Here is a 26,734-nt window from a genome sequence, read left to right on the forward strand (position 1 = left end):
CCAATACCAGCTATCCTCTAAAGATAAACGAAAACTAATCCTTCAAAACGGCAATTTCAAACAGCCAATGTGTATAACCCATCAATTTTTTATTAAGCTGATTTATATTGCTAAAGACAAACCTTAATCTCAAATTACGCATTCACCATACTGCAATGTACGTCGTCGGTATGATGGAATAGGCTATCACTTGCGATATGCTCGCTGCTTAGGCTTGATCAAGGATCATGTGCATTTTATTTAATGGGGCTCACCCATAAGAATAACGCGGCATCAGTTTACAGCCCAGACGTTGACTATGGCAGTCAAGTTACGCGTGAATGGTGTGATTATTGAAAAATAACCTGCATTTTTCTGAAAGTCTTCGCGACTTGAAGGGGAAGTCCGCAGAGTTCAGTCAATCTACTTCAATCTATGCATCTAAAACAGAAGTTATCAATCCCTTGCAAAGATCTTTATAAATATCCATCCACGCCTCCCTATGTTGTATCTGACACTTGAACCTCAACAGCGTCAAATCATCTCACCTTCGCTGCCAAACCTGCCAGCGTTCTTTACCTTCAAACACCGCCAGCGAATCACTCACATCAGTATCTTCCAAGCACGTAAAATGCTGTTGTATTAATGTCTGAAATTCCTGAGGATGCGTACGAAAAGGCGGACCTTTTTTGCTAGCGCCCTCGGTATCGTCCAGCAGAAAAAAACCTATTAATTTAGCCCCAATCGGCAACAGCGCCGCCCATCGTTCCACCACTGCACCACGCATCGCAGGTGGCAGAGCACAGAAGAACGCGCGCTCATAAATCAGTGTCAGCGGGTGATCAGGAGCAAACTCAAAAAAATCAGCTTGTTGTACACGTTCAGCCCATTTTCCGACTTGCGATTTTGCTGTGGCTACCGCAGTACTTGAAAAATCAATCGCGGTAACTTGCCAACCCGCTTCGGATAAAAATCCTAATTCATGCGCATGACCGCATCCTGGGATCAAGCAGTTGTGCACCACCTCGGCACTCCGCTTTGATTCAGCGACAAAATTTCTCAATTCCTGCGGCACAGCACCGAGATTCCAGGGAGTAAATCCTTGTTGAAAGCGCTCATCCCAAAACTCTGGATGATTCGGATCACGGCTAAAAAATTGCGGTGTCATGGAGCCGGAAGCATAAAAAAGTTCACATAAGAAAACGCCAGAATAACGCCAGCCAACACACCGACGCCCACATAAATGATGGTGCGTAATAAGGAGTTGGTCGCGCGTTGTTCGGCGATCAAACTCGCCAACAATGCATCATTATTGCCTCCGTCAGCGGCACGACTCAAAGCCTGATGCGCTAGCCGTGGCAATTGCGGGAAGATATGGCTGTAGCGCGGCGCTTCCGCTTTCAGTTTATCAATCAAACCGCGCCAGCCAACTTGTTCACTCATCCAACGTTCGAGATAAGGTTTCGCAGTTTTCCAAAGATCCAAATCAGGATCAAGTTGACGCCCCAGGCCTTCAATATTGAGTAAAGTTTTTTGCAGCAAAACTAGTTGTGGTTGCACTTCTACATTAAAACGGCGCGAGGTTTGGAATAGGCGCAATAGAACCTGACCAAATGAAATATCTTTCAGCGGGCGATCAAAAATAGGTTCACAGCAAGCCCGTACCGCGGCTTCCAGCTCATCCACACGGGTTTCCTTGGGTGCCCAGCCCGATTCTATATGCGCCTCAGCCACACGCTTATAATCGCGACGGAAGAAGGCTAAAAAATTCTGAGACAAATAATCTTTATCGTAGTCATTGAGCGTGCCAACAATACCAAAATCGAGTGCGATGTAACGCCCTAAAGTAGCAGGTTCGGTCGAGACCAAAATATTTCCCGGATGCATATCTGCATGAAAGAATCCGTCGCGAAAAATCTGGGTAAAGAAAATCGTCACACCATCACGCGACAGCTTCGCGAGATCAACACCGGCTTCCTGCAGCTTATCGATTTGCGAAATCGGTATACCTTTCATGCGCTCCATCACGATCACCGATGGCGAGCACAAATCCCAATACATTTCAGGCACGATCAATAAATCCGAATCAGCAAAGTTACGTCGCAACTGACTACCATTTGCGGCTTCGCGCATCAAATCTAATTCATCGTGCAGATACTTATCAAATTCACCGACGACTTCTTTGGCTTTCAAACGCTTGCCATCCGCCCATAAAAACTCTAACCAGCTGGCGGCAATTTTCATGAGGGCGACATCGCGATCGATGGTTTCTTTCATGCCTGGGCGCAGCACTTTCACCGCGGCTTCACGACCATCTTTTAAAGTCGCGAAATGGACTTGAGCGATTGAGGCGGACGCCACAGGTACACGTTCAAAACTGGCAAACAATTCGTCTGGATGCTTACCGAGAGATTTCGTAATTTGCGCAATCGCCAGATCTGGATCAAACGAAGGCACGCGGTCTTGCAACAGTGCCAGTTCATTCGCGATATCCGGTGGCATTAAATCACGACGGGTCGACAGCACTTGTCCAAATTTGACGAAGATAGGGCCGAGATCTTCTAAAGACTTACGCAGACGCTCGCCACGCGGTGCAGACAGGTCGCGCCAAAAAAGCAAAGCTTTGATCGCTTTGGCCGTGCGCGGTATGCGCAAGCCCGACATGGCGATTTCATCGATGCCGTATTTCAGAACGATGCGAACAATTTTAAACAAGCGTAGGGAATTTAAAATCATTGCTTAACTACCTTCATTTTTTCTAATCTTTCTATTCTCTCTAAGCGCTTCATTAAACGTTCAACATCGTCACGAGTTTTGTTCACTTGTTCACCAAAGGCTCGTACCGCTTGCGGACGCACCAGCATAGGATTTTCTTCTAAAAAATATTCGGCCAGATTTTCTTGCAGGCTTTGATGCGTGCGTTTCGCACTTTCAAGGATACCTTTACCGGTCGCAACCATGCGCACTGCGGCAACATCACCAAATAATTTACTCAAATCTTCTTCCGCTTCCCAGCGTAAATCTTGACTCAATTGCGACAAGGTATTCGCAAAGTCAGCATCGCCTTCTATCTTCACGTAGGACACCGCGCGTTCACGATTTTGCGCAATCAATGGCAGATCTGCTGGCTTGATTCTTAAAATTACCTGATCAGGATTCGTATCGCTTTTGTCTTCAGCAGCTTGCAATAGGCCATCCGCATCGACTTTCACACGCAACTGGAATAGTTCGATATCAATACAGGCAGTCTTACCCGCATGCTTCTGTAAGCGCGCCGCAGCCCAAGGCTCTTGCGCCAACAAATGATTTACAGACAGGATAAAGGGAGTGGAAATCATAAGAGTAAAATAAAAAAACCGCGCATGACATCATGCGCGGTTCTTAGTTTAACAGCAAACCTTTAAAACACCTTAAAACTCAGTGGTTTAGCTTGTTCGAAAACAAATTTGTTCGCTGCCCAAACAGTATCAAAACAGTGTTGAAACGGTATTAAGACTATATTAATTTAGTTGTTGAATACCAGCCAACAACCAGCCAGATTGACCATTGACCGGTTTCGCCAGGTTCCAGACCTCGGCAAATGGTTCTGCCATCGTCGCGCCACCTTCTTTAATCATGCCTGTGAATTTAACACTAGCAAGATAGTCATAAGTTTGCGTTTCCAAACCTAAGAATTCAGCCTCTAAGCTAACGACATCCGTTTCATTCTTCGCATTGCCACGATCTTGCAATTCCAGTTTCATTTCAGCGAACATTTCCGGCGATGTGAATTCACGGATATCATTAATATCACCACGATCCCATGCAGCCTGCAAACGGATGTAATTCGATTTAGCAGAACGTAAGAAAGCAGCAACGTCGAAATCTGCTGGCACTGTCCAAGTACCTTGGTTCGCTACCGGTGCCGAACCAGTACTGTTCAAATTTGCAGTGCTTACTGACGCTGGCGTAAATGCAGCAGGTGCTTGCTGAGCCGGATTAATGCGAGAACCAATTTCTGGCAAACTATTATTATTCGGCACACCGGCATACGCTGGTTGCTGATTAAACATACTTGGTGCTGCACCATCCTTTTTGCGAGTGAACAAGCGGAACAAGAAGAACACGGCAAAACCTATCAAGGCAAACGTCAGGATAGAACCCATAGCACTAGCCAATCCACCGCCCATACCCAGGGAAGAGAACAAGCCTGCCAACAAAGCACCACCAATCAAACCGCCAACGATACCTTTCCAAGGAATTGATGGCTTAGGTGGAACTGCCGGCGTTGCTGCATTCGGTGCACCCGGTTTCGCCGCTTGCGCAGGATTTGCTGTGGTCGCTGGCGGTGCTTTTTGTGTCACATTGCTAGACTGACGACCGAACGAGCTACGCTTACCCATACGCTGCGCATCGGCATCAGCGACTACCATGGTCATCGCACCCAACATTAACATCAAACTTAAGAAAATTTTATTCATACGAATTTCTCCAATTTCTACAACAAATCATCGGCGACATCGCCAACAAAAATTTCTACCTACAATTTACTTTATAACTTAGTTCACAACTGCGCTTACAACTTAATTCCGGTATGCAATGCCGCCACACCTGCCGTCAAATTAAAATATTCCACACGTTCTAAACCAGCTTCTTGCATCATGGTTTTTAAGGTTTCCTGATCGGGATGCATGCGTATCGATTCGGCTAAATAACGATAACTATCGGCATCATTCGCGATCTTTTGCCCTAACCATGGCAAAATCTTAAACGAATACAAGTCATACGGCTTTTGCAAAACCTCGGGCACTTTCGAAAACTCTAACACCAACAATTTTCCGCCCGGCTTCAAAACCCGGCGCATTTCTGCCAGTGCCTGATCTTTGTGCGTCATATTGCGCAAACCAAATGCGACACTAACGCGATCAAAATAATTATCCGGGAAAGGTAACTTCTCGGCGTCACACAATAAAGTGGGGGTAATCAAACCTTTATTCAAGAGACGATCACGACCGACTCGTAACATCGACTCATTGATATCGGTATGCCAAACCTCGCCTGTCTTACCTGCCTTCTTTACAAATTCTTTTGCCAGATCGCCCGTGCCACCAGCAATATCCAACACTTTAAAACCAGGACGTACGCCCGCTTGGGCAATCGTGAAAATTTTCCAAATGCGGTGCAAACCCGCCGACATCAGATCATTCATCACGTCATATTTAGCTGCCACCGAGTGGAAAACTTCCGCCACTTTATGAACTTTTTCTTCTTCGGCCACCGTGGTGTAACCGAAATGGGTAGTGCTTTCGGCTTGCACTCCATCTACTTTATTTGCTTGCTCACTCATCTTGATACTCTGCAGAGAATTAAGGGATAAACCGAGATTTTCCACGCTGGCGTTCAGACTTGTCGACGAGACTGAACGTGCGATAAGGAAATCGACAGGCGGGATTATAGAGCCGAATCAGGAGTCTGACCCGGACTTAAGTCAATATTTCTGCGGTAGAAATTTCTGAAAATTACCTATGAACCGCATTTTGATCCAACTTTTGGTGCTGGAATGGCATCACGACCAGCCTCACCCGCATAGTCCGCAGCTTGCAGGCGTGCTAAATAGTCTTGCCACAATGCTGCTTGATGCATGCCCAGCCAGTACAAATATTCCCAAGTAAAGATCCCGGTGCTGTGATCATCGGTGAAAATCGGCTTAATCGCGTAATTACCGACGGGTTCTATGCCGGTAATGCTGACCAAGCGCTTACCGATTTGCAAAACTTCCTGACCTTCACCATGACCGCGCACTTCTGCTGAGGGTGAGTACACGCGCATTAATTCAAACGGCAATTCGAAACGTTTGCCGTCGTCGAACTCGACTTCTAACAAGCGCGATACTGTTCTGGCGTTGAGTGCTGTTGGGTGAACTTTGTGGGAAATCGGGGGTGGTAGATTACTCATGATTTTTCTAATACTTTATAAAATCTTTAAACCCCTCAACGCCGAGACGCAGAGGCGCTGAGAAGTATGAAAAGAGAGAGAACAAAGTCGTTCCTCTATGTTTGCTGTTCCTCTGTGCCTCCGCGTCTCGGCGTTGAGGGGTTTTGCTTTTTCATCAAAACAATGAAGAAGTCAAACCGAAAACTCACGTCGCAGTGGCTGATTCGTAGGGCGGGTGCAACCCGCGCTGATACGCAGACGTGCACTATTGCTCAACATTCTGGCGGCGCGGGTTGCACCCCATAGGCGCTAACCAAAACAAAACTAAAACCTCTCAACACAGAGGCACAGAGACACAGAGACACGGAGGGAACACAGAGAAAAACATAGTTTGAAGAGCGTCGCAACATTTTGATTTCCTCCTGCCTTTCTCTGTGTCTCTGTGCCTCCGTGGTTAATGGTTTTAGAATTTTGGTTAGCGCCTATGGGGTTGCACCAGCCCTACTTTACTGAACATAATTTAAGCCGAAAACTCACGTCGCAGAACTTCACGCAATGCGGGCAATAAGGCGCGTTTTGCTTCAAGCTCAGCAGAAACTCTATCCGTCGCCGCCCACACAGGATTCGGGAAATGTGCATCATCCTGATAACGTGGAATCACATGCCAGTGCAGATGCGGCACCATATTGCCGAGACTTGCCAAATTAATTTTATGCGGCTGCATCACGTCGCGTATCGCTTGTTCGACTTTACAAACCGCTTGCATCATCGTCGAGCGATCAGCGATGACTAAATCCGTCATTTCTTTGACATGCTCATTCCAGATAACACGACAAAAACCCGGATAGTTTGCATCATCGATTAGTACCACGCGCAACTTGTCGGTTTTGAGGATCAGTTCGCCGCCATCAACCGTACATAATTCACAGTTCATCGTCATCACTTTCTACCCTAATCTACCTTAAACCAGAACGCGTTCTATGCCGCCATTATTCGCTTTCGCCACATATTCAGGCATCCAGTTTTCACCGAGTATATGACGTGCCATTTCGACGACGATGTAATCGGCTTGCGTACCGCTATCGTCGTTATAACGTGACAGTCCTTGTAGACAAGAAGGGCAAGAAGTCAAAATCTTGACATCGCCAGTGAAACCGTCGTTGCGTAATTTGTCCGCGCCTTTGGTCATCTCTTCTTCTTTACGGAAACGCACTTGAGTAGAAATGTCGGGGCGACTCACAGCCAAAGTCCCTGACTCACCGCAGCAACGTTCATTCTTTTCTATCTTCACATTATCGACCGTCGTGATCAGGCTATTAATCGTTTTACCTGATTCCTGCAATTTCATCGGGTTGTGGCAAGGTTCGTGATACATGTAACGCGTGCCTGTCACGCCTTCGAGTTTAACGTTTTTCTCCATCAGAAATTCGTGAATATCGATAATGCGACAACCTGGGAATATCTTATCGAATTCGTAGGTTGCTAATTGATCGTAACAAGTACCGCAGGATACGACCACCGTTTTGATATCGAGATAATTCAAGGTATTTGCCATACGATGGAACAAGACGCGATTATCCGTCATCATCTTTTCGGCTTTATCGAATTGTCCCGCACCGCGTTGCGGATAACCGCAACACAAATAACCTGGTGGCAAAACCGTTTGCACGCCGACGTTCCACAACATCGCCTGCGTTGCTAAACCGACTTGTGAGAACAAACGCTCAGAACCGCAGCCAGGGAAATAAAACACGGCTTCCGTATCCGCCGTTGTGGTTTGTGGATTACGGATAATCGGCACGATTTTATCGTCTTCAATATCAAGCAAAGCACGTGCCGTCTTCTTAGGCAAATTGCCCGGCATTTTCTTGTTGATAAAATGAATAACCTGCTCTTTGATCGGCGCTTTACCGACTGTCGCTGGAGGTGCTTTGGTCTGTGACTTGGCAAATTTCTTAAAGAAATCATGACCAAAACGCTGCGCTTTGTAACCCCAACCTATCATCACTTGGCGGGTCGCATTAATCGTCGCCGGATCGGTTGCATTCAAGAAGAACATAGACGCGGCTGTGCCCGGATTAAATTTCTTCTGCCCCATTTTGCGCAAAAGATTGCGCATATTCATCGACACATCACCAAAGTCAATATCGACGGGACAAGGGTTCGCACACTTATGACACACCGTGCAGTGATCAGCCACATCGGAGAATTCATCCCAATGCTTAATCGAAATACCGCGACGCGTTTGCTCTTCATACAAGAAAGCTTCGATCAACAAAGAAGTCGCCAGAATTTTATTGCGTGGTGAATACAAGAGATTTGCACGTGGCACATGCGTTGAGCAAACTGGTTTGCACTTACCGCAACGCAAACAGTCTTTCACGCTATTCGCAATCGCACCGATATCACTTTGTTGCATGATCAGAGACTCGTGTCCCATCAAACCAAACGAAGGCGTGTACGCGTTACGCAAATCAGCAGCAAACTCAGGCAGATTTAAGAGCTTACCTTTGTTGAAGCGCCCTTCTGGATCAATGCGCAATTTATACGAACGGAAATCTTTGATCTCATCTTCAGTCAAAAACTCTAATTTAGTAATGCCGATACCGTGCTCACCAGAAATCACACCGTTCAAAGAACGCGCCAACACCATGATGCGAGCGACCGCATGATGAGCCACTTGCAGCATGTCGTAATCATCTGAATTGACTGGCAAATTCGTATGCACATTGCCGTCACCAGCATGCATATGCAAGGCAACGAAGACACGACTACGCAACACTTTTTTATGAATCGCAGTGCATTCGTCCAAAATTAATTTGAACGCCCCACCATTGAAAATCTGACGCAATAAAGCACGTACTTCAGTTTTCCAAGAGACGCGGATAGTACGGTCTTGCACCACATCAAATAGAGTCGCATCAGGTTGCTTTTGCAAGCGTTGTTCGAACACGAAATCGAGTTTATCGAGACCAAGTTTATTGAGTTCAACGCGCGCATCACGTAAAGGCTGGTCGAGTTGCGTCAACAAATAAGTCCAGCGAGCATGTATTTCACTCAGCAATTGATCAGCTTGCGAGACGCGATCTTCAAGCAATTCTGCCGCCGGAATATCATCGCCATCCGCATCTTCACTCTTGCCTAAAGGTAGATTGCCGCGCAAGACAAACTCTTTCAATGCGGCGATACACGCCAACTTATTTTGTATCGAGAGTTCGATATTGATGCGTTCAATGCCATCTGTGTATTCGCCCATACGATCGAGCGGAATCACCACGTCTTCGTTGATCTTAAACGCATTGGTATGCTTAGAAATCGCCGCCGTTTTAGCGCGATCTAACCAGAATTTCTTACGGGCTTCTGGACTGACTGCCACAAAGCCTTCGCCAACCCGCGCGTTCGCCATGCGTATCACTTCGGATGCCGCTTGTGCAACCGCGTTTTCGTCATCACCAACGATGTCGCCAAACAAGGCCATCTTAGGGATCACGCCACGTTTTGATTTGGTGGTATAGCCAACCGCTTTTAAATAACGTTCATCCAAATGCTCAAGGCCAGCAAGAATGGCGCCGCCTTTTTTGGTCTCGCCATCAAGATAATCTTTGATCTCAACGATACTAGGAATGGCATCGCGTGCTTGTCCAAAAAATTCCAGGCAAACCGTGCGGGCGAATTTCGGCATCTTATGCAAAATCCAGCGCGCTGACGTAATCAAACCATCGCAGCCTTCTTTCTGCACACCTGGCAAACCCGCGAGGAATTTGTCGGTGACGTCTTTACCCAAACCTTCTTTGCGAAAGGTACGTCCGGGGATATTTAATAGCTCAGTCTTAAACGGTGTTTTCTCACCAGGATGTGTCCATTCCAACTGGAATTTCGCCATTTCCACATCATGAATTTTGCTGAAATTATGTTCGAGGCGCGTGACTTCCAACCAATCACCATTCGGATCAACCATGCGCCAAGACGCTAAATTATCGAGCGCGGTGCCCCACAACACAGCTTTCTTACCACCAGCATTCATGGCGACATTACCGCCTATGCAAGAGGCTTCAGCAGAAGTTGGATCAACCGCGAATACAAATCCCGCTTTATCCGCGGCATCGGAAACCCGTTTCGTCACCACGCCAGCGCCGGAATAAATCACCGCGTAATCGCGATCAGCACCTGGCAAGCGCAACATTTCGACTGCGCCTAATTGTTCCAGTTTTTCGGTATTAATCACAGCCGACATCGGCGTCAATGGAATCGCACCACCGGTATACCCAGTGCCGCCGCCGCGAGGAATGATCGTTAAACCCAGGGTGATACAGGATTTAACCAAGCCTGCCATTTCATCTTCGGTATCTGGCGTCAACACGACGAACGGATATTCCACCCGCCAATCGGTCGCATCAGTCACGTGAGAAACGCGGCTCAAACCATCAAATTTAATATTGTCCTTCGCCGTATATTTCGCCAACAGCTTATTGGCTTTTTTGCGCAAGTCGTAGGTATCACGGAATTCTTTAGAAAAATCCGCCACCGCTTTGCGTGCTGCATTCACCAGAATCTCAACTGAATTGCTACGGTCTGCATCTTCAGAATTAATAGAATCAGTAGCGACCCGACGTTTCTCGACTTCATGCAAACGGTGATCCAAAGCATCGATCAATGCCTGACGGCGCTTGGGGTTTTCCAGCATATCGTCTTGCAAGTACGGATTGCGACGCACGACCCAGATATCGCCGAGCACTTCATACAACATACGTGCCGAACGCCCTGTTTGACGTTTACCGCGCAAACTGTCGAGCAAAGCCCAAGCTTCTTCACCCAATAGGCGAATGACGATTTCACGGTCAGAAAACGAAGTGTAGTTGTACGGAATTTCACGTAAACGAGAAGGAGCAGCACCTTGCGGAGCATGATCATCGTTGAGTGGTGGACTGCCTAAGTGGTGGACTGGAGCGTTCATCTGCGATTGATTGGACGGTTTGATGGGTTAGATAGAATAGTATTTAGATCCATTCTAGCGTATTGCGCTGCACCACGCAGAAACAGTCTTTACTTTTGTGCAGATATCTTTTGAACTATTGTAAAAAAGCCTGATGAAATTCCGTTTTTTTACAAAAACATTGAACATTTATTATAAAAAATGACGCTTTCACCAGATATTACACGCTTCAAAAATAGATCAACCCAACCCAACGAAAATTCTTTAAGGAATTCAAATCAAAAAATACATAGTAAGATAACACTGCAAATTTACCTACAACAGTGAGTCTAAGATGGAAGAAAAGAAAAATATCCCAGTGAAGCAACCTCCCGTTCTATTCGAAAAAACCCAATTAATTATTGAACAAATCAGCCGAGCTTTAGGCGGCCCCATCATTTCGTATTGGAATAACCCACGGGGCACAGTTTGTAGTGACGACGTGGTGGCGTTTCATGAAATACTGGAGCAAATAGGAAAACAAGAACATATCTTCTTATTTATTAAATCGAATGGCGGAAATGGCCGCGCGGCCTTACGCATTGTCAATCTATTACGCCAATACTGCGACAAATTGACTGCCTTGGTCCCTTTAGAATGTGCGTCGGCTGCGACCATGGTGGCGATAGGCGCTAATGAAATTCACATGGGACCGATGGCGTATTTATCGGCAGTTGATACTTCCTTGACGCACGATCTGTCTCCCATTGATAGAGATAATGACAGAGTCAGTGTCAGTCTGGATGAGTTATCTCGTGCAGTTAAACTCTGGCAAAAGGAAAATAAAGAGGAAGGCATTAACCCCTATCGCCATTTATTCAAATATGTGCATCCTTTGGTCATCGGTGCAGTTGATCGCGCAGAGTCTCTCTCAATTATGTTGTGTAAAGAAATTTTGTCGCATCACATCAGCGACGATACAACTGCGATGGACATCGCTACGGTGCTAAATTCGAAATACCCATCACATGGCTACCCGATTTTATTGAAAGAGGCACAAACCATAGGGATGAATGCCAAGCCTATGGATAAAGGCATACATGGCTTATTACTAGAATTAAATTCCCTCTATAGCGAAATGGGTCAGCGCGCCACAACGGATTTTGATGAAGTTAATTCGCATGGCAACGAAATTTTGAATATTCTGGAAACCACTGGTGCACAAGCCTTCTATCAGCAGGATAAGGACTGGTTCTACCGGACTGAAGAAAGGCGCTGGATCACAATGAACGATAATAGTTCGTGGAGAAAATACTTGTTGGATAAAGATGGGCAGATCAACACATCAACGCTACATATTAACTAAAAACAGTTAGGTTTTTAATTGGATTTCGAATCAAGTTCCAAATGACGGCTTAGCCATTATTTCAACTTACTTTGACCAAAATAGCGGTGATGGTGCGGTGAATATGACTGTGGTTATGGCTGTGATCCTTGATCTATCGCTATGACCGAATCTATGATTTAAACCCCGCACTAGGGCCTGTTGACATATATTTTAGGCAAGCGAATGCGCGCAAATGGGCACAGGGCTAGGCTATCGCTTTGGGAAAGATCCCTTGCAAGGGATCTTCGTTGCGTCAGCGTGCAGCATGCTGCACGAAACCCTGACTACACCGCAAGCTGCGCGGTAGTGCTGGCACTATAAGCAGATTGCAACAACGCCATGTGCCCATTTGAGCCATTCCCGAAGGGTTTCGCTCAAAACGCACGGTGGACAGCGTTACATCTCTTGCTGGGGCGGCCAGCCGCAGCAAGAGATGCGCCTTGCCATCCTGCGTTTTGAGTGAAACGCTTGACTAAAATATATGTCAACAGGCTCTAAAATAACCCGCCCTTGATTATCACTATTGAGGGCGGGATTTCATTCTTGTTTTTTATCCCCGTATCTCAAAGCTGCGCATATCAACCGCAACTGGTCAAGCTATAGCGTCGTTTATCTATTGACTAGCGTCGGCCGTCTGGTCGAAATATCCATACTCAAACGGACGGGTTAAACTCTGCCTATTCTTAAATTGTGCTTGGCGCAATTAGGTTCGCAAAATTAGGTTCGCAAATATTCATCCTTCGCATCGGGTTAAATCATGGATAGCAAAGAATTATCAAACGCGTTGTCGACACCACCTCCTATATACAACTGGCAGCGTGTCAAAGTGGTTTTAGTGGTGACTCTCATTCTTAGCATTATGATGAAGTTCACTTGGGCATCTTGGTGGATTACGATTTTTGTCCGCTTAGCTTTGATTGGCATGATCCAGTTGACAGCGTTTGGCATTGTCGAGCGTTGGCCAAAACACTTGCCGCGTTGGGTAGCACGTTGGGTACTTCAAGTGGCAGCGGTAGCGATCGTGGTTCCATTTGCGGCCGCGCTGTCCTATACCTTGACGACCATAGGAGACCCCGTTCCTTGGTACACAGTGCAAACGAAATTGAATGGCTGCGGTCAGATGATTGGTGCGGGCTTGCTATTTTCACCGTGGATAGCGATGTCGGCGCTGTATCGTCATATCAACGGTCAGGCGCAGAGGCAAGCGCTATCATTTGAATTGGAACGCAGCGAATTTGCCCGCGATGCACTCGATTCCCGCTTACGCTTATTGCAGGCACAGGTGGAGCCACATTTCTTATTCAACACCCTGGCGAATGTAAGAGAATTGGTCGACTCGGGTTCGTCGCAGGCATCGCAGGTATTGGGTAGTTTGATTGCTTATTTGCGAGCTGCGGTTCCGAATTTAAATAGTGCAGCAAGCACCTTGGGACAAGAGCTAGAATTAGTACGTGCCTACCTTGAACTAATGCACATGCGCATGCCTGATCGATTACAGTTTTCCTTTGATGTGGATGAGGCGGCGCTACAGATTTCATGCCCGCCGATGAGCCTATTGACCTTGGTGGAAAACGCAGTGCGCCACGGTATCGACCCAAGTGAAGAAGGTGGTCGAATTGAGGTCTCGGTACAATTGAAAAATGATCGTTGCGTGGCGCGAGTGAGCGATACGGGCGTTGGCATGAATGGGCTTCAAGGGAGTAAAGGCCTCGGTACCGGTTTGGCAAATCTGCGTGAGCGATTGCAATTGGTATTTGCCGATCAGGCACAACTCAGCTTAAGCGCAATCGAACCGCATGGTTTTCATGCAGAAATTAATTTTCCAGCACATTTGAAAACATCAACAACGAATTTGTCCTAAGGGAATCTATATGACCTCAGCCCGCCCTACCGCACTTATCGCCGATGACGAACCACTGCTGCGTAGCGCATTAACACGCATGCTCGCGCAAATTTGGCCCGAACTAGAAATTGTTGCAGAGGCGCGCAATGGGCGCGAAGCTGTCGAACAATACCAAGCGCTCAAACCAACCGTGTGTTTTCTGGACGTGCATATGCCAGGGATGACGGGCATAGAAGCAGCACGTCAAATTGGACGCGGCGTGCACTTGGTTTTTGTCACTGCCTATAGTGAATATGCAGTGGAAGCCTTTACTCAAGGTGCCTTGGATTATTTGGTGAAACCTGTGGATCCAGCCCGCCTGGCTGACACGGTTACCCGCGTACGAGAACGTATTGGCGCATCACAGGAAGCACCAGACATCGAGGTTTTGTTGGATAAACTGGAAGCACGCATGCAAAAGAAAGCTGCTCCTGAACCCTTACGCTGGATTAAAGCCATGGTCGGTCAGTCTTTGCGCATGATCCCCGTTGCTGATATCGATTTTTTGCGTTCAGACGAAAAGTACACCTTAATCGCCTGGCGCGGCGAAGATGGAAAACCAACTGAAGCCTTAATTCGAAGTTCGCTGAAAGAATTGCTAGATCAACTCGACGGCACGCATTTTATTCAAGTGCATCGCTCGGTGGTTGTGAATATCAATATGGTGAGTCATGTGATGCGTGGCGAGCACGAAACAGCCACGGTTTTTATGAAAGGGCGCACTGACAAATTGCCAGTGAGCCGTAGCTATTTGCATCACTTTAAACAGATGTAGTTTTCCAACCAGTATTTGTCAGCCTATTTAAGACCTGCATCACAAGCCTCTAAGGGATGGTGATGCAATAAGTAGGGTGTGATAGCGCAGGCGTATTACACCGTCCGATGGTCATGTAATCAGCAGCAGAGTAATTGATGTCGCGATCAAACTAAATAAAGAAAATCACTATCCTCTTGATTAGGCGTCATACGACGCAATACGCCAACTCCTTACAAAAAATTGCGCCTTACTGAATTCTCAAATCACTACCATGTAAAGTCATCCGGAATCTGGAAGGCGGCGTACGGATCATCTTCATCAACCTCGGTCGATGCCTTCTTCACCCGCACCACCAAGGATTCATCGCGCTCGGCAATTTTATCCGCGATCACCCGGGGAATTAATTCCGTCTTTCCATCCAGGCACACGATCACGAGTCGGCCAGCGATTAAATGTTTCTGCACCTCTGCCGACACATAGATCTTATCGATCTTGGTGCCATGCGTATAGTAATAAGCGATGTCGCCCACGCCTTTGCTTTGTCGATTTGTTTGCACCATCTGCACAATTTGCGCAAAAACTGCTTTTTGGGCCGCAGCGGCATCGCGTTGCGCATTAAGTTCACGCGCGCGTTCTGCGTTTTTACGCTGCACTTCGAGTGCAGCCAAGCGCGCCTCATCAACACTCTCGCTTCCAGTCCGACGTTCGACTTTTTTCTGTTGGGTCTTGTCTTGATGGAGCTTTTTCGCTTTGTTTTTGTCGACTAAGCCCGCTTTTAAAAATTGATCTTGCAATGACGCCATAATACTGTTCCATAAAATAAGTGTCACGATTCAAAGCAACGCTGCCTAGCAATCGCGAGGTGCTAGCATAGCAAATTTTCTGACGCTGCGCCCCCTCAATTTCCAATGTCATTGGCGGATGCAATGCCTACATTTGCCAGGACCTGCTTTCCTATTTTGAATACGGGAGAAACTTTTTCGATGGAACCATGCTTTATGTCAGCTTGGTAGTTCAGTGTGGAATATTTGGAAAATATAGGCTGTCAGCTCAATTTAATCATCCACTATTTCAATCCTTTCGCCTGCCACGCGACGCCCGATTAATATTAGTTCAATGTGATTTTTTTTCGCAATCAGCAACCATCTCAGACACTCCATCCTTTCGATCCTTTTTGCCAATATCTTTGTCCTTGTTTTTCAAAAAACTCCTGGCCAAGCAATCACAATGATCGACCGCTTCTTGAAGAACTCCTTTCAACGGCGTGTTCTGTTTTAATACCCCGTTGGTACAACCGGCAAAAAAATTCACCCAATCTTGTTTTTGCTCTTGCGCAATATTAGCAGGGCTCAGTGTAAAGAGTTCGGCCTCGGCTGTTCGGCTTCTTTTTATCTGTTGTAGTTTTTCCTGATTGTCTTCCAAATAGGCGACTACACCCTCGCGTCCAAATTCGCAAGCGCCCTTACTACGATAGAATGAAAACTCTGCATTATGTTCTTTATTTTGCAAGATATATCCATGTATAAGCATATTGTTACGTGCAATATTAAATTTAAGACCAGTTGCATTTTCTAAGTTTGTCCAGACTTCATCAATACTAGCTTCCGACCGCTTAGTGCAATCAGAAACCTGTTTCCCGTGAATTTGGTATGCCCAAATTTCAGCTTGAGCCACTATAGGCAATACACACAAAAAAATTAAGCAGATCCTTAGAACTTTCATGATAATTATCTCGGGTTTGTAAAAACATGGATTGTCAAGCTCAATAACTGTGGTCAATTTAAATATCCCAATTTGAATTTTTCGCCAGCCAAACGATGCCCCTTTTTAAACCCTCTATTTCAACGAGCCATCCTAAGGCATTGAGACTTAGCGAAAATAACGGAGATACGGTGTGCTCGCATCTAATTTGTTCAGATCCCAATTATCCATGAGATCCATATCTGTTGAAAATCAATTCCGTTTCTTCAACACCGCTTCCACATCTTTCACAGTGCGCGGCAACTTATCACTCACATTACGATTACCTTCTGGCGTTACCAGTATCACATCTTCGATACGCACGCCGATGCCGCGCCATTTGACGTCCACATCGTTGGCATCTTTGGGAATGTAAATGCCGGGTTCTACTGTCAATGCCATGCCGGGTACCAATACACGTCGTCCTCCGCGTTTGCCAGTTTCCATTTGATAGTCGCCTGTATCATGCACATCGAGACCTATCCAATGGCTAATGCCATGCATAGTAAAACGACTGTAAGCACCGCTTTTATAGACACTGTCTTTATCGCCTTGGAGTAAGCCAAGATCGACTAAGCCATCACTCAAAATTCGCATGGCAGTATCAAAGCCTTCATGATGAACGCGACCAGGTTTGACCAAATCGATGGCAGCATTTTGTGCTTTTAAAACCAGCTCATAGATCGCTTTTTGTTCCTTAGAAAATTGACCAGATACCGGCCACGTGCGCGTGACGTCAGCTGTGTAGTAGCCCACTTCAGCACCAGCGTCGAGTAGCATCAGCGAACCTGCTTCGATGTCGTGATCGTTGGTCAAATAATGTAAAACACAGCTATTTCGGCCCGCTCCAGCGATCGTGTCATAACCAGTAAATCTAGCGCCCATGCTACGGACTGTACCTTGAAAGCCAGCAGCCACTTCGCCCTCGTTGATGGCAGTGAGGGATGCCTTCATGGCAGCCAAATGTCCGGCAACGGTGACATCGACTGCGCTTTGCAACATGTCGATTTCTGCCGCTTGTTTGATGACGCGCATTTCTGCCACGAGGTGACGTCCATCGATCAAAATACGTTTGTGAGATGAGTGATTATTGTCGCTTCCAAATGGGTAAATCCAATCCAGCATTTTTCTACGGAAGTCTTCGTCAAAATTCGACACCAGCACAACGCGCTGCGCTTTGCTCACGACATTCTTTAAACTCTCTTCCGCTGCTGGAAAGGCTTCAGCTTTATTCGCGCCGAGTTGTAACGCACCTTCAACGCCGAGCCGCACGCCATCATAGGCTTCGCGACGCTGGTCACGCTTGCGTACATACAGTGTGTAGGCTTGATTACTGTCGGCATCCAACACTGCCACGGCTTCGGCTTCTTCGACTCCCGTTAAATAGTAAAAATCCGAGTCTTGCCGATACATATGTGTGCTATCGCCATTGCGGTTTTGTTCTGGCATCGACTTGATCACCGCAATCGTACCGGGTCCCATTTTCTTGAGCTCAGCTAGCAAGCGTGCGCGATTTCCAGCAAAGAAACTAGCAGGCAAACGCGCCGCATGGAAACCTTGTTTAGCAGTGACTGCTGGGGCGGCAACACTGTTAAGACAGAAAGGTGCAATCAATACACACAGCAAGGCAGATAGCGAAAAAAGGCGGGTAGACATCATGAGAACTCCGATTTTTAATTGGCTAGATATGTTGTTTACTAGCACATGAAAATAGACTCTCATCATCCTACGTCAAAAGTCGATTCACGAACAATGAATTTGTTCAGCTACAGGCGGTACTGAGGAATTAGATCTTTATTGAATAGCAAATTTTCGGCTACCAAACAACACGTAAAGGCTCGGATACCTACTGTACCCCAAGCTTCCTGCAATTCAATTTCCGCATGTAACTCACCGAAGCTTTACCGCAACTCGTGGTAAGTAGACCGTAGCTCGTCCTTTTCTGATGGAAACCATGGGTGTCAAGGCCGATACTTCATCATCGATTACAGCTTGAGATCGCTTCAAACACTTAGCACTCACTCTTTATTAAGGAAATAACCATGACTCTCTTCTCCCATCAAACCTCCAGTATTCGCCACGCCATCACGACCTCTCTCTTGATCGCGCCACTGTTCACCTCATTGCTAGGCATGCAGTCAGCGCACGCCCATGAATACAGCGCGCTGATCAAAGCGAAAAAATATACCGAAGTTGAACGTGCGATCAGTAGCAAACTGACGACGGACGCCAATTATGCAGATGCTTTGGTAGCCAAAGTGGATTTGATTCTGATTGAGGGTAAAGTTAATCGACTCGATGAAGGCGTTAAGCTTGCTGAACAATGTATTGCAAGCCATCCTAAGAACTCGGAATGTCATGAAGCACTTGGGAATGTGCTCGGCATCAAAGCAGAAAAAGGCGGCATGATGGCGGGCATTAGTTCACTAGGGAAAATTCGTGACTCTTTCAAAAAAGCACTCGAATTAGATCCAAGAAATTTTAATGCAGCTAACTCTTTGATGACCTTTTATTTGGAAGTGCCAGGTTTAATGGGCGGGAGTAGTTCAAAAGCCAAAGACGTAATTGCTGAAATGCATAAAGTCAGTCCAGCGGCGGCTAGTTTATTGCAAGCGAAGTTTGACCTCAAGGATGAGAATGTAGAAAAAGCCAAGAGCGGTGCTTTGGCAGTCAATAGCGGCGGCAATGCTGTCATCGCACAGTTACAAAACGAGATCGCTGTAGAGATTGCGCAGTCGTTTATCAAAGAGAAAAAATTCGTTGATGCAGAAAAAATGTTTCGCGAAGTGATTCAACGCTTTCCCGATTCTTCGGTCGCCTATCTGGGACTTGGTAGATCATTGCAAGAGCAGGGAAAAGCGAAAGAGGCGCTGCCACACTTAGAAAAATCATTAAGTATGGAAGTAACTGGCGCTGCGTTTTATCGACTCGGTAAGACATGGCAAGCCTTAGGCGATAAAACCAAAGCTATTTCATTCTTCGAAAAAGCACTGGCCTTCACACCGACGTTGGGCACAAAAACCCGTGCTGACGCAGAGGAACAATTGAAGCTACTGAAGTAATTTCTATTCCACAAAATTTAATGAAAAAACCCTTGGAGAACAATGATGAATGAAGTTTCACTCACCCGTCTTTATGTATTACGTGCGATGTACTTGTTAGTAGTAGTTGGACTCGCACTCAGCTTATGGCCAGACGTAATCGCGTCTAAAAAACCTTTCGCAGCCTGGGAATTTTTCCGTGGTGCTGAAACGGCTATGATGGCGGCGTTTTGGTTGCTGTGTGTCTTAGGTATTCGTTATCCCTTACAGTTATTACCGATATTGATGTGGGAATTAATATGGAAAACGATTTGGCTAATTGCCGTACCTTTGCCACTCTGGTTAAATGGAAATCTCGATGAGAAGTTATTACCGAATGTGTTCGCGATTGGTTTGGTGATTCTCGTGTACGCCGCTATGCCTTGGTCTTATGTCTATAGGCACTACTTCAAAAAACCAGGTGATCAGTGGCGCAGCGTGAAGTAAAAATCAGGTAAAAAATTCAAAACCCATCCAAAATCATGAAAAAATCCTGCGTCAGTGTTTATTTACTTTGCTTGGTTCGATCGCGCTAGCGGGTGGATTGCTCGCCTATTTTCTCAATACACCAGAGCCCAACACGCCGCAAACGTAGCAGTAAGGTCTGCGGCTAATTGGGCCATCTTCTATGACACGGCTAGAAAGCCTTAGAAAGCACTAACAAGCGCAATCCACTCAGGCCAACCATGAAGAAATGCCATGCCAGAATCCCTCTGGAACCTTCAATAGCAAATAGGTCATCGCGACATAACGTAAAAATTTGCCGATTGCCATATACAACATACAAGGCAAAGCAGGCAACTTTAACCACCCGCCCAATGCACAAATCGGATCGCCAATCACTGGCAGCCAGGCTAGCAACATGGTTTTGGCACCATAGCGTTCCAACCAGCCAAACCAACGACTATTGCGTTCTTTCGCAAACGTCTGTTTCGCCTCATAACCAATGAAGTAGTTCAACATCCCACCTAAAGTGTTGCCAACCGTGGCAACGAGTATCGTCAACCAAAATAATTCTGGATTCGCCTTGATCATCGCAAATACGACTGGCTCCGAACCAAGCGGCAGCAGTGTGGCTGAGACAAAGCTAATCACAAAAACCGCAGTCAAGCCGATTTCGGAAATAGCGAAAACACTAAACAACCAGGCAATAGCCGCTTCTATCATGGCTTTTTCATTAAGGATGAAGAGGGATACATTATAATGGTTCGAACGGGACTTAAATAATTTGCACTTATTTCATCGCCATAGACGGGCACTACCCTTGCCTGCAGCCTGAAATACGAGTGAAAGCCAGTGCCATCGCGCTGGTAACACGGTCGATTCTGTACTTATCAACTCAGAATCGCTACATCCGCTAAAAAAGCGCTGTTGCATAATGTCCGAATTTGACATTTGACTTTAGTTTTTAAAAAAGAATTTATCTATGGCTACTGATTACCTCAAGAAAATCCTGACTGCGCGCGTCTATGACGTGGCATTTGAAACTCCCTTGGAATTAGCACCTACGCTGTCTAAGCGCATGGACAATCAAATTCACTTTAAACGTGAAGACATGCAAAGCGTATTCAGCTTCAAGTTGCGCGGTGCTTATAACAAAATTGCCCATCTGACTCCTGCACAATTAAAACATGGCGTGATTTGCGCTTCTGCCGGCAATCATGCACAGGGTGTGGCGTTGAGTGCAAAACGCGTTGGCTGCAAAGCGGTGATTGTGATGCCGACCACCACGCCACCCGTCAAGATTGACGCAGTGCGTGCCCATGGTGGCGATGCAGTGGAAATCGTTTTGCATGGTGAATCGTATTCCGATGCGTACGACCATGCATTGACCTTAGAGAAAAAACGCAAACTCACTTTCGTTCATCCGTTTGACGATCCAGATGTGATCGCTGGTCAAGGTACGGTCGGTATGGAAATTTTACGTCAACACGCTGGCCCTATCCATGCGATTTTCGTCGCGATTGGTGGCGGTGGTTTGATCGCTGGTGTTTCTGCGTATGTCAAAGCTGTGCGTCCTGATATCAAAATCATCGGTGTACAAACTGTCGATTCGGATGGCATGTATCGCAGCTTGAAAGCTGGCAAACGCGTGACCTTGACGGACGTCGGTTTATTTTCAGATGGCACGGCAGTCAAACTCGTCGGCGAAGAAACTTTCCGTTTGGCGAAACAGTATGTGGACGAAGTCATCTTGGTCGATACAGATGAAGTCTGTGCTGCGATTAAAGATGTATTTCAAGATACACGCTCTATCTTAGAGCCTGCGGGTGCGTTGGCTGTCGCGGGATGCAAAGCCTATATTGAACGTGCCAAGGCGAATAAGAAACCATTAAAAAATGAAACGATGGTAACGATTGCCTGTGGCGCGAACATGAATTTTGATCGTCTGCGTTTTGTCGCGGAACGTGCGGAAGTCGGTGAAGCGCGTGAAGCCGTTTTTGCAGTGACTATCCCGGAAGTACAAGGTAGTTTCAAACGCTTTTGCGAACTGGTTGGCGCGCGCAATGTGACTGAATTTAATTACCGTATCAGCGATAAAAAAGAAGCCCATATTTTCGTCGGCGTGCAAGTCACGAACCGCGAAGAATCCAGCAAAATTGCCAAGAATTTTGTCAAACATGGCTTCCCGACTTTAGATTTAACCGACGATGAATTAGCAAAACTACATATTCGTCACTTAGTTGGCGGCAAGAGTGAATTGGCCGAAAATGAATTACTGTATCGCTTTGAATTTCCAGAACGTCCTGGCGCATTAATGCGCTTTTTAAATAGTATGGCACCGAACTGGAATATCAGCCTGTTCCACTATCGCAATCATGGTGCTGACTATGGTCGTACTTTGGTAGGACTACAAGTACCAAAGAAAGAAATGAAGGCGTTTAAAGAATTTTTGAATGGCCTCGGATATCGCTATTGGGATGAGAGCGATAATCCGGTTTATAAACTTTTCCTGGGATGAAAACTGGGACGCTGGGTATCATTTATTGAGCTAAGAAATAAGCTAAGAAATAAATTAAGAAATGTAGGGCGGGTGCAACCCGCGCCGCCAGAACGTAGTGCAACGCTAACCGACCTATGTGCGGCGCGGGTTGCATCCGCCCTACATGAGTACCTAAACTTGAAGTTCAATATCCAGCTTTTTTTTTTGATTGAAACACACGCACCATGAGCACTTCCAATAATTCACCTGAACAATCACAACTAGGCAAGACTTCTGCGTATCAAACGCAATACGACCCTAGTTTAATTTTCCCAATTCCCCGCGCTGAAAAACGCGCGGAAATCGGTTTAAAAATTGTCGATGGTAAAGCGATCAATCTGCCATTTTTTGGGATGGATTTTTGGAATGCGTATGAAGTTTCGTGGTTGAATATGCGTGGCAAGCCACAAGTTGCGATCGTCAGTGTTTTCGCACCGGCGGATTCTCCCAATATCGTCGAATCAAAATCTTTTAAGCTCTATCTGAATTCATTTAATCAGACCAAGTTAGCGGGAACTGATGCGCTACTAAGTTTATTGCAAACTGATTTATCGAATGGTTTCGGTGCACCAGTACAGGTCACAATAACGCCGCAAGAACAATTCGGTAAAGCGGGATTTCAAGAACTCGATGGCATGTTACTAGATCGCTTGGATATCGAAGTTGACCAATACTCCCCTATTCCAGAAATTCTGCATGCTGATCACAGCCAGCCTGCAATCGAAGAAACCTTAGTATCGCACTTACTCAAATCCAATTGTCTGGTAACAGGTCAGCCCGATTGGGCTAGCGTGCAAATTCGCTACGTCGGGGCGCCGATTGATCAGGAAGCTTTGTTACGCTATCTGATTGGTTTTAGAAATCACAATGAATTTCACGAGCAATGTGTGGAAAGGATTTTTTGCGACATCATGCACTATTGCAGACCGCAAAAGCTGTCTGTATATGCACGTTACACCCGTCGTGGTGGCTTAGATATCAATCCTTGGCGTAGTAATTTTTCCACAGGGAAAATGCCGTCTAATCTGCGTAGTGCACGGCAATAAATTGAATAAGAAGCCTTGTTTCAACCTAAGCTCTTATTGCGACAGAACAAGGTTCAAGTTCACAAGTTTTCCATAATGGAACTTCAGATTGGAAATCAAGCGGGACTTATCGATAGAAGACCATAAAAACCTGTTCCGTGTGTTAGCATAGAGTACATTTATTTGTTTTTTAATTAGCTTATCTGTGATTCTTTTCTCGCTAAGCTATTTTGTTCCTCTTCGATTTTATTGGTCTTATGTATCCCGTTAATTGGCAAGCGCTTCTACAACAGCATCCGCAAGATGCCGTCATCGTCTTAATTGATGGAACCATAGTCCATGCAAACTCTTTGGCCATAGAGTTATTGCATGCAAAGAACCTCAACGAAATTTCGGGTTTACGCTGGAATGCTTTTTTGGACTTCTCCCATCCGAATCAAGTCAAAACGCATTTGCAAGCTGGCAGCAGTTTATTGCCGCAAGCGATTGCTGAGTTCTGTCAGCTAAAGACGCGCTCGGGTCAATTATTCGATGTAGAAGTTCGCTTACATAGCTTCCCGATTCAGCGGCAAACAGCATACGTACTACGCCTGCGCAACCTGCAAACGCAGCCTATCGCGAAATCCTTTCATGTCAATACAGGTCTGACTGGCTTACCCAAAAATAGCTTAAGTCACGAGGCCCTGCATCACGAAAAAGAAATTCTGGAAATGATTGCGCTCGACAATCCTTTAACCCAGATTTTGCAAGATGTGTGTGACCGTATGGAGCGCTTACTCGATAACGGCTCTATGTGCGCCATCATGCTACTCGATCAGGAAACACAAAAATTAAAATTGGCAGCGGCGCCAGGAATGGATCCCGATTTTCTCAATGAGATGGATCATTTAGAGATAGGATTGGGACAATGGACATGCGGCGTTGCCATACAATCGGCCAAGATCAAGATCACCGAGAATATCGCCAGCAGCGATCTGTGGCATCACCACCGCGAAATACCGCTACGCTATGACATGCATTCTTGCTGGTCTGTACCAATCAAAACAGCCTTCAATACTTTGCTCGGCACTGTCGATATTTATCACAACAGTCAAAGACATCCTAGCGATGACGAACAGACTTTGATTATGGATGCGATGCATGTAATCGCTCTTGCCATCGATAAAAAGAACATGGAGCATAGCCTCGCGACCAGCGAAGATCGCTATCGCTCGGTGGTAAATAATTTAACCGAAGGCATTATGGTGATTGCACCAGGTGGCAAGATTCTTACTTGCAATCCTAGTGCCAAACGTATCTTAAAAATTCAAGATATTGATACAACCGGACGACGTCATCGCTATTTCAAACGTATTTTTAGAGAAGATAGCAGCGAGATTCAAATCGGCGATGATCCTGCTTCTATCGTACTACGTACTGGCGAAGCAATCGCCAATCTATCGATAGGCATGCAATTGCACGACAATGCCATCGTCTGGTTATTGGTCAATGTGCAGCCCATTCATCATTCTCGCAGCATCAATAAAACTGAAGCAGTCTTAATCTCGTTTACCGACACTACTGAAGTTCGCGAAACTGAGCGCCAATTGCAATACATCGCGACACACGATGCCTTAACTGGTTTGCCGAATCGCCATCAACTACAACAACGCTTGGCGACCGCATTGGCGCATGCTTATGAACAAAAAGTCGCGGTCATCTTTTTGGATCTGGATCATTTCAAGAACGTGAACGATACTGCCGGCCACGCAGCGGGTGATGGCCTATTATGCGATGTCGCTAAGCGTCTGAGTTCATGTATCCGCGCCACTGACATGCTGGCTCGTCTGGGTGGTGATGAGTTTGTGATTGTGGTGGAAGAATTCGATACGGCACAGCACTTAAAAGAACTCGCGGATCGCATCTTAACCAAAATGCGCGAACCATTTGTGATCGACCAACATCAATATCATCTCGGTACGTCTATCGGCATTAGTGTTTTCCCGCACGATGGCACCGACGGCCCGACACTACTACGTTGCGCGGATTCCGCCATGTATCTGGCGAAAGAATTGGGGCGTAACAATTATCAGTTCTTTACCTCGGATTTAATGATACGTGCCCAGCATCGCTATACGCTGGAAAGAAATCTGCGACGCGCTTTGGTTGATGAAGAATTTCTCTTGTATTACCAGCCCAAAGTCAGTTTAGACGACGGCAAAATTGTTGGTGCGGAAGCCTTGATTCGCTGGCACATGCCCGAGATGGGCGTGATTGAACCAAACGAGTTCGTTCCGTTCTCAGAAGAGATTGGTCTGATTGTACCTATGGGGCGCTGGGTTTTATCCAAAGCATGCGAGCAAGCACAAAAATGGCGTCAGCAATTTAATATTGATTTTAAAATCAGCGTTAACATCTCTCCTAAACAGTTCCAAGATCCCAAGCTGCCGCAATTTATCTTAGATGTCTTGTTGGCCTCCGGCTTACCAGCCCATGCTTTGCAGCTGGAAATTACTGAAGGCTTATTGATGGTCGAAGCAGAACATTTAAGCTTGGTGTTCGATGCGATCAAGACCTTGGGGATCAGTATTTCTCTGGATGATTTTGGAACAGGATTTTCTTCTTTATCGTATTTACAACGCTTCCCTATCGACAACTTAAAAATTGATCGGTCCTTCATTCACGAAATTCCGGAAAATCAAGATTCCGTCGTATTAACTAAGGCAATTATCGCGATGTCCAGTGCCTTGGGGATGAGCGTCACCGCGGAAGGTGTAGAAAATTTAGCACAGCAAAACTTCTTAAAAGAAGCAGGCTGTGATGAGATTCAGGGCTTTTATTTCAGCAAACCCATTTCCGTTGAGGACTTTTCACAACTACTCAGTCAACATACCTCCACAAGCTCGGCAAATTGAGCGCCGAAATTCGCTACACCCGCAAAAGAAGCCTATAATCGCGCTCTAAGATGCACCGTATGACGCGCGATTTAGGTTTAATAGCTAAAGAACAAGCTCAAACTTAAGTCACCGCTCTGCAAGAAATTTAGTCCACGCGCACAGGCCTCATATTCCGCTGTGAATTCGGCTGTGAATTCGGC

At 46.1% G+C, this 26,734-nt stretch carries 20 protein-coding genes; 8 read left to right on the forward strand and 12 right to left on the reverse strand.

What is annotated here, in order from left to right:
• Window positions 1-523: 523 nt before the first annotated feature.
• The 8 genes from H8K55_RS09595 to H8K55_RS09630 form a co-directional block, all read right to left on the reverse strand.
• Window positions 524-1,147, reverse strand: a complete 624-nt coding sequence (locus H8K55_RS09595; protein WP_186941879.1) for a methyltransferase domain-containing protein — start codon at window positions 1,145-1,147, stop codon at window positions 524-526.
• Complete coding sequence (gene ubiB, locus H8K55_RS09600; RefSeq protein ID WP_186941880.1) at window positions 1,144-2,715, reverse strand: ubiquinone biosynthesis regulatory protein kinase UbiB; 1,572 nt, start codon at window positions 2,713-2,715, stop codon at window positions 1,144-1,146. The genes H8K55_RS09595 and ubiB overlap by 4 nt, the downstream gene beginning before the upstream one ends.
• Window positions 2,712-3,317, reverse strand: a complete 606-nt coding sequence (locus H8K55_RS09605; RefSeq protein ID WP_186941882.1) for a ubiquinone biosynthesis accessory factor UbiJ — start codon at window positions 3,315-3,317, stop codon at window positions 2,712-2,714. Before H8K55_RS09605 ends, ubiB begins: the two co-directional genes overlap by 4 nt.
• A gap of 162 nt (window positions 3,318-3,479) precedes the next feature.
• Complete coding sequence (locus tag H8K55_RS09610) at window positions 3,480-4,439, reverse strand: Tim44 domain-containing protein (protein ID WP_186941883.1); 960 nt, start codon at window positions 4,437-4,439, stop codon at window positions 3,480-3,482.
• 95 nt (window positions 4,440-4,534) lie between these two features.
• Window positions 4,535-5,305, reverse strand: a complete 771-nt coding sequence (gene ubiE, locus H8K55_RS09615; RefSeq protein ID WP_186941884.1) for a bifunctional demethylmenaquinone methyltransferase/2-methoxy-6-polyprenyl-1,4-benzoquinol methylase UbiE — start codon at window positions 5,303-5,305, stop codon at window positions 4,535-4,537.
• A 176-nt stretch (window positions 5,306-5,481) separates the two neighbouring features.
• On the reverse strand, window positions 5,482-5,913 hold the full coding sequence (locus tag H8K55_RS09620; protein WP_186941885.1) for a gamma-butyrobetaine hydroxylase family protein: 432 nt from the start codon (window positions 5,911-5,913) through the stop codon (window positions 5,482-5,484).
• Window positions 5,914-6,412: 499 nt separating this feature from the next.
• Window positions 6,413-6,832, reverse strand: coding sequence for an HIT family protein (locus H8K55_RS09625; RefSeq protein WP_186941886.1), 420 nt, complete (start codon window positions 6,830-6,832; stop codon window positions 6,413-6,415).
• A gap of 21 nt (window positions 6,833-6,853) precedes the next feature.
• Window positions 6,854-10,846 (reverse strand): DUF3683 domain-containing protein, encoded by a 3,993-nt coding sequence (locus H8K55_RS09630; RefSeq protein WP_186941887.1) that lies wholly within the window; start codon window positions 10,844-10,846, stop codon window positions 6,854-6,856.
• A 313-nt stretch (window positions 10,847-11,159) separates the two neighbouring features.
• On the opposite strand from H8K55_RS09630, the gene H8K55_RS09635 reads away from it, so the two are divergent.
• From H8K55_RS09635 to H8K55_RS09645, 3 genes are all read left to right on the forward strand, one after another.
• The gene (locus H8K55_RS09635; RefSeq protein ID WP_186941888.1) at window positions 11,160-12,170 is read left to right on the forward strand and encodes an ATP-dependent Clp protease proteolytic subunit; all 1,011 of its coding nucleotides are present in this window, start codon (window positions 11,160-11,162) and stop codon (window positions 12,168-12,170) included.
• A 778-nt stretch (window positions 12,171-12,948) separates the two neighbouring features.
• Complete coding sequence (locus tag H8K55_RS09640; protein WP_186941889.1) at window positions 12,949-14,052, forward strand: sensor histidine kinase; 1,104 nt, start codon at window positions 12,949-12,951, stop codon at window positions 14,050-14,052.
• 10 nt (window positions 14,053-14,062) lie between these two features.
• Window positions 14,063-14,848 carry a LytR/AlgR family response regulator transcription factor gene (locus H8K55_RS09645; RefSeq protein ID WP_186941890.1) on the forward strand — a complete coding sequence of 262 codons (786 nt, stop codon included), beginning with the start codon at window positions 14,063-14,065 and terminating at the stop codon, window positions 14,846-14,848.
• Window positions 14,849-15,096: 248 nt separating this feature from the next.
• Here the strand turns inward: H8K55_RS09645 and H8K55_RS09650 are convergent, their stop codons facing one another.
• The 3 genes from H8K55_RS09650 to H8K55_RS09660 all read right to left on the reverse strand — a co-directional run bounded on the left by H8K55_RS09650 (window position 15,097) and on the right by H8K55_RS09660 (window position 18,226).
• Window positions 15,097-15,633, reverse strand: a complete 537-nt coding sequence (locus tag H8K55_RS09650) for a DUF2058 domain-containing protein (protein ID WP_186941891.1) — start codon at window positions 15,631-15,633, stop codon at window positions 15,097-15,099.
• A 310-nt stretch (window positions 15,634-15,943) separates the two neighbouring features.
• A complete protein-coding gene (locus tag H8K55_RS09655; RefSeq protein ID WP_186941892.1) occupies window positions 15,944-16,609 on the reverse strand; it encodes a hypothetical protein in 666 nt (221 codons plus the stop codon).
• 174 nt (window positions 16,610-16,783) lie between these two features.
• Window positions 16,784-18,226, reverse strand: coding sequence for an aminopeptidase P N-terminal domain-containing protein (locus H8K55_RS09660; RefSeq protein WP_186941893.1), 1,443 nt, complete (start codon window positions 18,224-18,226; stop codon window positions 16,784-16,786).
• A 386-nt stretch (window positions 18,227-18,612) separates the two neighbouring features.
• Between H8K55_RS09660 and H8K55_RS09665 the strand changes: the two genes are divergently transcribed.
• Window positions 18,613-19,632, forward strand: a complete 1,020-nt coding sequence (locus H8K55_RS09665) for a tetratricopeptide repeat protein (RefSeq protein WP_186941894.1) — start codon at window positions 18,613-18,615, stop codon at window positions 19,630-19,632.
• 45 nt (window positions 19,633-19,677) lie between these two features.
• Complete coding sequence (locus tag H8K55_RS09670) at window positions 19,678-20,097, forward strand: hypothetical protein (protein WP_186941895.1); 420 nt, start codon at window positions 19,678-19,680, stop codon at window positions 20,095-20,097.
• A gap of 228 nt (window positions 20,098-20,325) precedes the next feature.
• Here H8K55_RS09670 and H8K55_RS09675 read toward each other — a convergent pair whose 3' ends face one another.
• Window positions 20,326-20,817 carry a YqaA family protein gene (locus tag H8K55_RS09675; RefSeq protein WP_186941896.1) on the reverse strand — a complete coding sequence of 164 codons (492 nt, stop codon included), beginning with the start codon at window positions 20,815-20,817 and terminating at the stop codon, window positions 20,326-20,328.
• Between the two features lie 259 nt (window positions 20,818-21,076).
• Between H8K55_RS09675 and ilvA the strand changes: the two genes are divergently transcribed.
• From ilvA to H8K55_RS09690, 3 genes are all read left to right on the forward strand, one after another.
• Complete coding sequence (gene ilvA, locus H8K55_RS09680) at window positions 21,077-22,612, forward strand: threonine ammonia-lyase, biosynthetic (protein WP_186891898.1); 1,536 nt, start codon at window positions 21,077-21,079, stop codon at window positions 22,610-22,612.
• Between the two features lie 206 nt (window positions 22,613-22,818).
• The gene (gene queF / locus H8K55_RS09685) at window positions 22,819-23,679 is read left to right on the forward strand and encodes an NADPH-dependent 7-cyano-7-deazaguanine reductase QueF (RefSeq protein WP_186941897.1); all 861 of its coding nucleotides are present in this window, start codon (window positions 22,819-22,821) and stop codon (window positions 23,677-23,679) included.
• A gap of 236 nt (window positions 23,680-23,915) precedes the next feature.
• Window positions 23,916-26,552: a bifunctional diguanylate cyclase/phosphodiesterase gene (locus H8K55_RS09690; RefSeq protein ID WP_186941898.1), complete on the forward strand. Its 2,637-nt coding sequence runs from the start codon at window positions 23,916-23,918 to the stop codon at window positions 26,550-26,552.
• The last annotated feature ends 182 nt before the right edge of the window (window positions 26,553-26,734 follow it).

This window comes from Affinundibacterium flavidum (assembly GCF_014284175.1).
Taxonomy (GTDB): Bacteria; Pseudomonadota; Gammaproteobacteria; order Burkholderiales; family Burkholderiaceae_D; genus Undibacterium; species Undibacterium flavidum.

Excerpts from the sequence above, each read along its gene's own strand:
- H8K55_RS09595 (WP_186941879.1), bottom strand. The coding sequence starts at position 1,147 with ATGACACCGCAATTTTTTAGCCGTGATCCGAATCATCCAGAGTTTTGG.
- ubiB (WP_186941880.1), bottom strand. The coding sequence starts at position 2,715 with ATGATTTTAAATTCCCTACGCTTGTTTAAAATTGTTCGCATCGTTCTG.
- H8K55_RS09605 (WP_186941882.1), bottom strand. The coding sequence starts at position 3,317 with ATGATTTCCACTCCCTTTATCCTGTCTGTAAATCATTTGTTGGCGCAA.
- H8K55_RS09610 (WP_186941883.1), bottom strand. The coding sequence starts at position 4,439 with ATGAATAAAATTTTCTTAAGTTTGATGTTAATGTTGGGTGCGATGACC.
- ubiE (WP_186941884.1), bottom strand. The coding sequence starts at position 5,305 with ATGAGTGAGCAAGCAAATAAAGTAGATGGAGTGCAAGCCGAAAGCACT.
- H8K55_RS09620 (WP_186941885.1), bottom strand. The coding sequence starts at position 5,913 with ATGAGTAATCTACCACCCCCGATTTCCCACAAAGTTCACCCAACAGCA.
- H8K55_RS09625 (WP_186941886.1), bottom strand. The coding sequence starts at position 6,832 with ATGACGATGAACTGTGAATTATGTACGGTTGATGGCGGCGAACTGATC.
- H8K55_RS09630 (WP_186941887.1), bottom strand. The coding sequence starts at position 10,846 with ATGAACGCTCCAGTCCACCACTTAGGCAGTCCACCACTCAACGATGAT.
- H8K55_RS09635 (WP_186941888.1), top strand. The coding sequence starts at position 11,160 with ATGGAAGAAAAGAAAAATATCCCAGTGAAGCAACCTCCCGTTCTATTC.
- H8K55_RS09640 (WP_186941889.1), top strand. The coding sequence starts at position 12,949 with ATGGATAGCAAAGAATTATCAAACGCGTTGTCGACACCACCTCCTATA.
- H8K55_RS09645 (WP_186941890.1), top strand. The coding sequence starts at position 14,063 with ATGACCTCAGCCCGCCCTACCGCACTTATCGCCGATGACGAACCACTG.
- H8K55_RS09650 (WP_186941891.1), bottom strand. The coding sequence starts at position 15,633 with ATGGCGTCATTGCAAGATCAATTTTTAAAAGCGGGCTTAGTCGACAAA.
- H8K55_RS09660 (WP_186941893.1), bottom strand. The coding sequence starts at position 18,226 with ATGTCTACCCGCCTTTTTTCGCTATCTGCCTTGCTGTGTGTATTGATT.
- H8K55_RS09665 (WP_186941894.1), top strand. The coding sequence starts at position 18,613 with ATGACTCTCTTCTCCCATCAAACCTCCAGTATTCGCCACGCCATCACG.
- H8K55_RS09670 (WP_186941895.1), top strand. The coding sequence starts at position 19,678 with ATGAATGAAGTTTCACTCACCCGTCTTTATGTATTACGTGCGATGTAC.
- H8K55_RS09675 (WP_186941896.1), bottom strand. The coding sequence starts at position 20,817 with ATGATAGAAGCGGCTATTGCCTGGTTGTTTAGTGTTTTCGCTATTTCC.
- ilvA (WP_186891898.1), top strand. The coding sequence starts at position 21,077 with ATGGCTACTGATTACCTCAAGAAAATCCTGACTGCGCGCGTCTATGAC.
- queF (WP_186941897.1), top strand. The coding sequence starts at position 22,819 with ATGAGCACTTCCAATAATTCACCTGAACAATCACAACTAGGCAAGACT.
- H8K55_RS09690 (WP_186941898.1), top strand. The coding sequence starts at position 23,916 with ATGTATCCCGTTAATTGGCAAGCGCTTCTACAACAGCATCCGCAAGAT.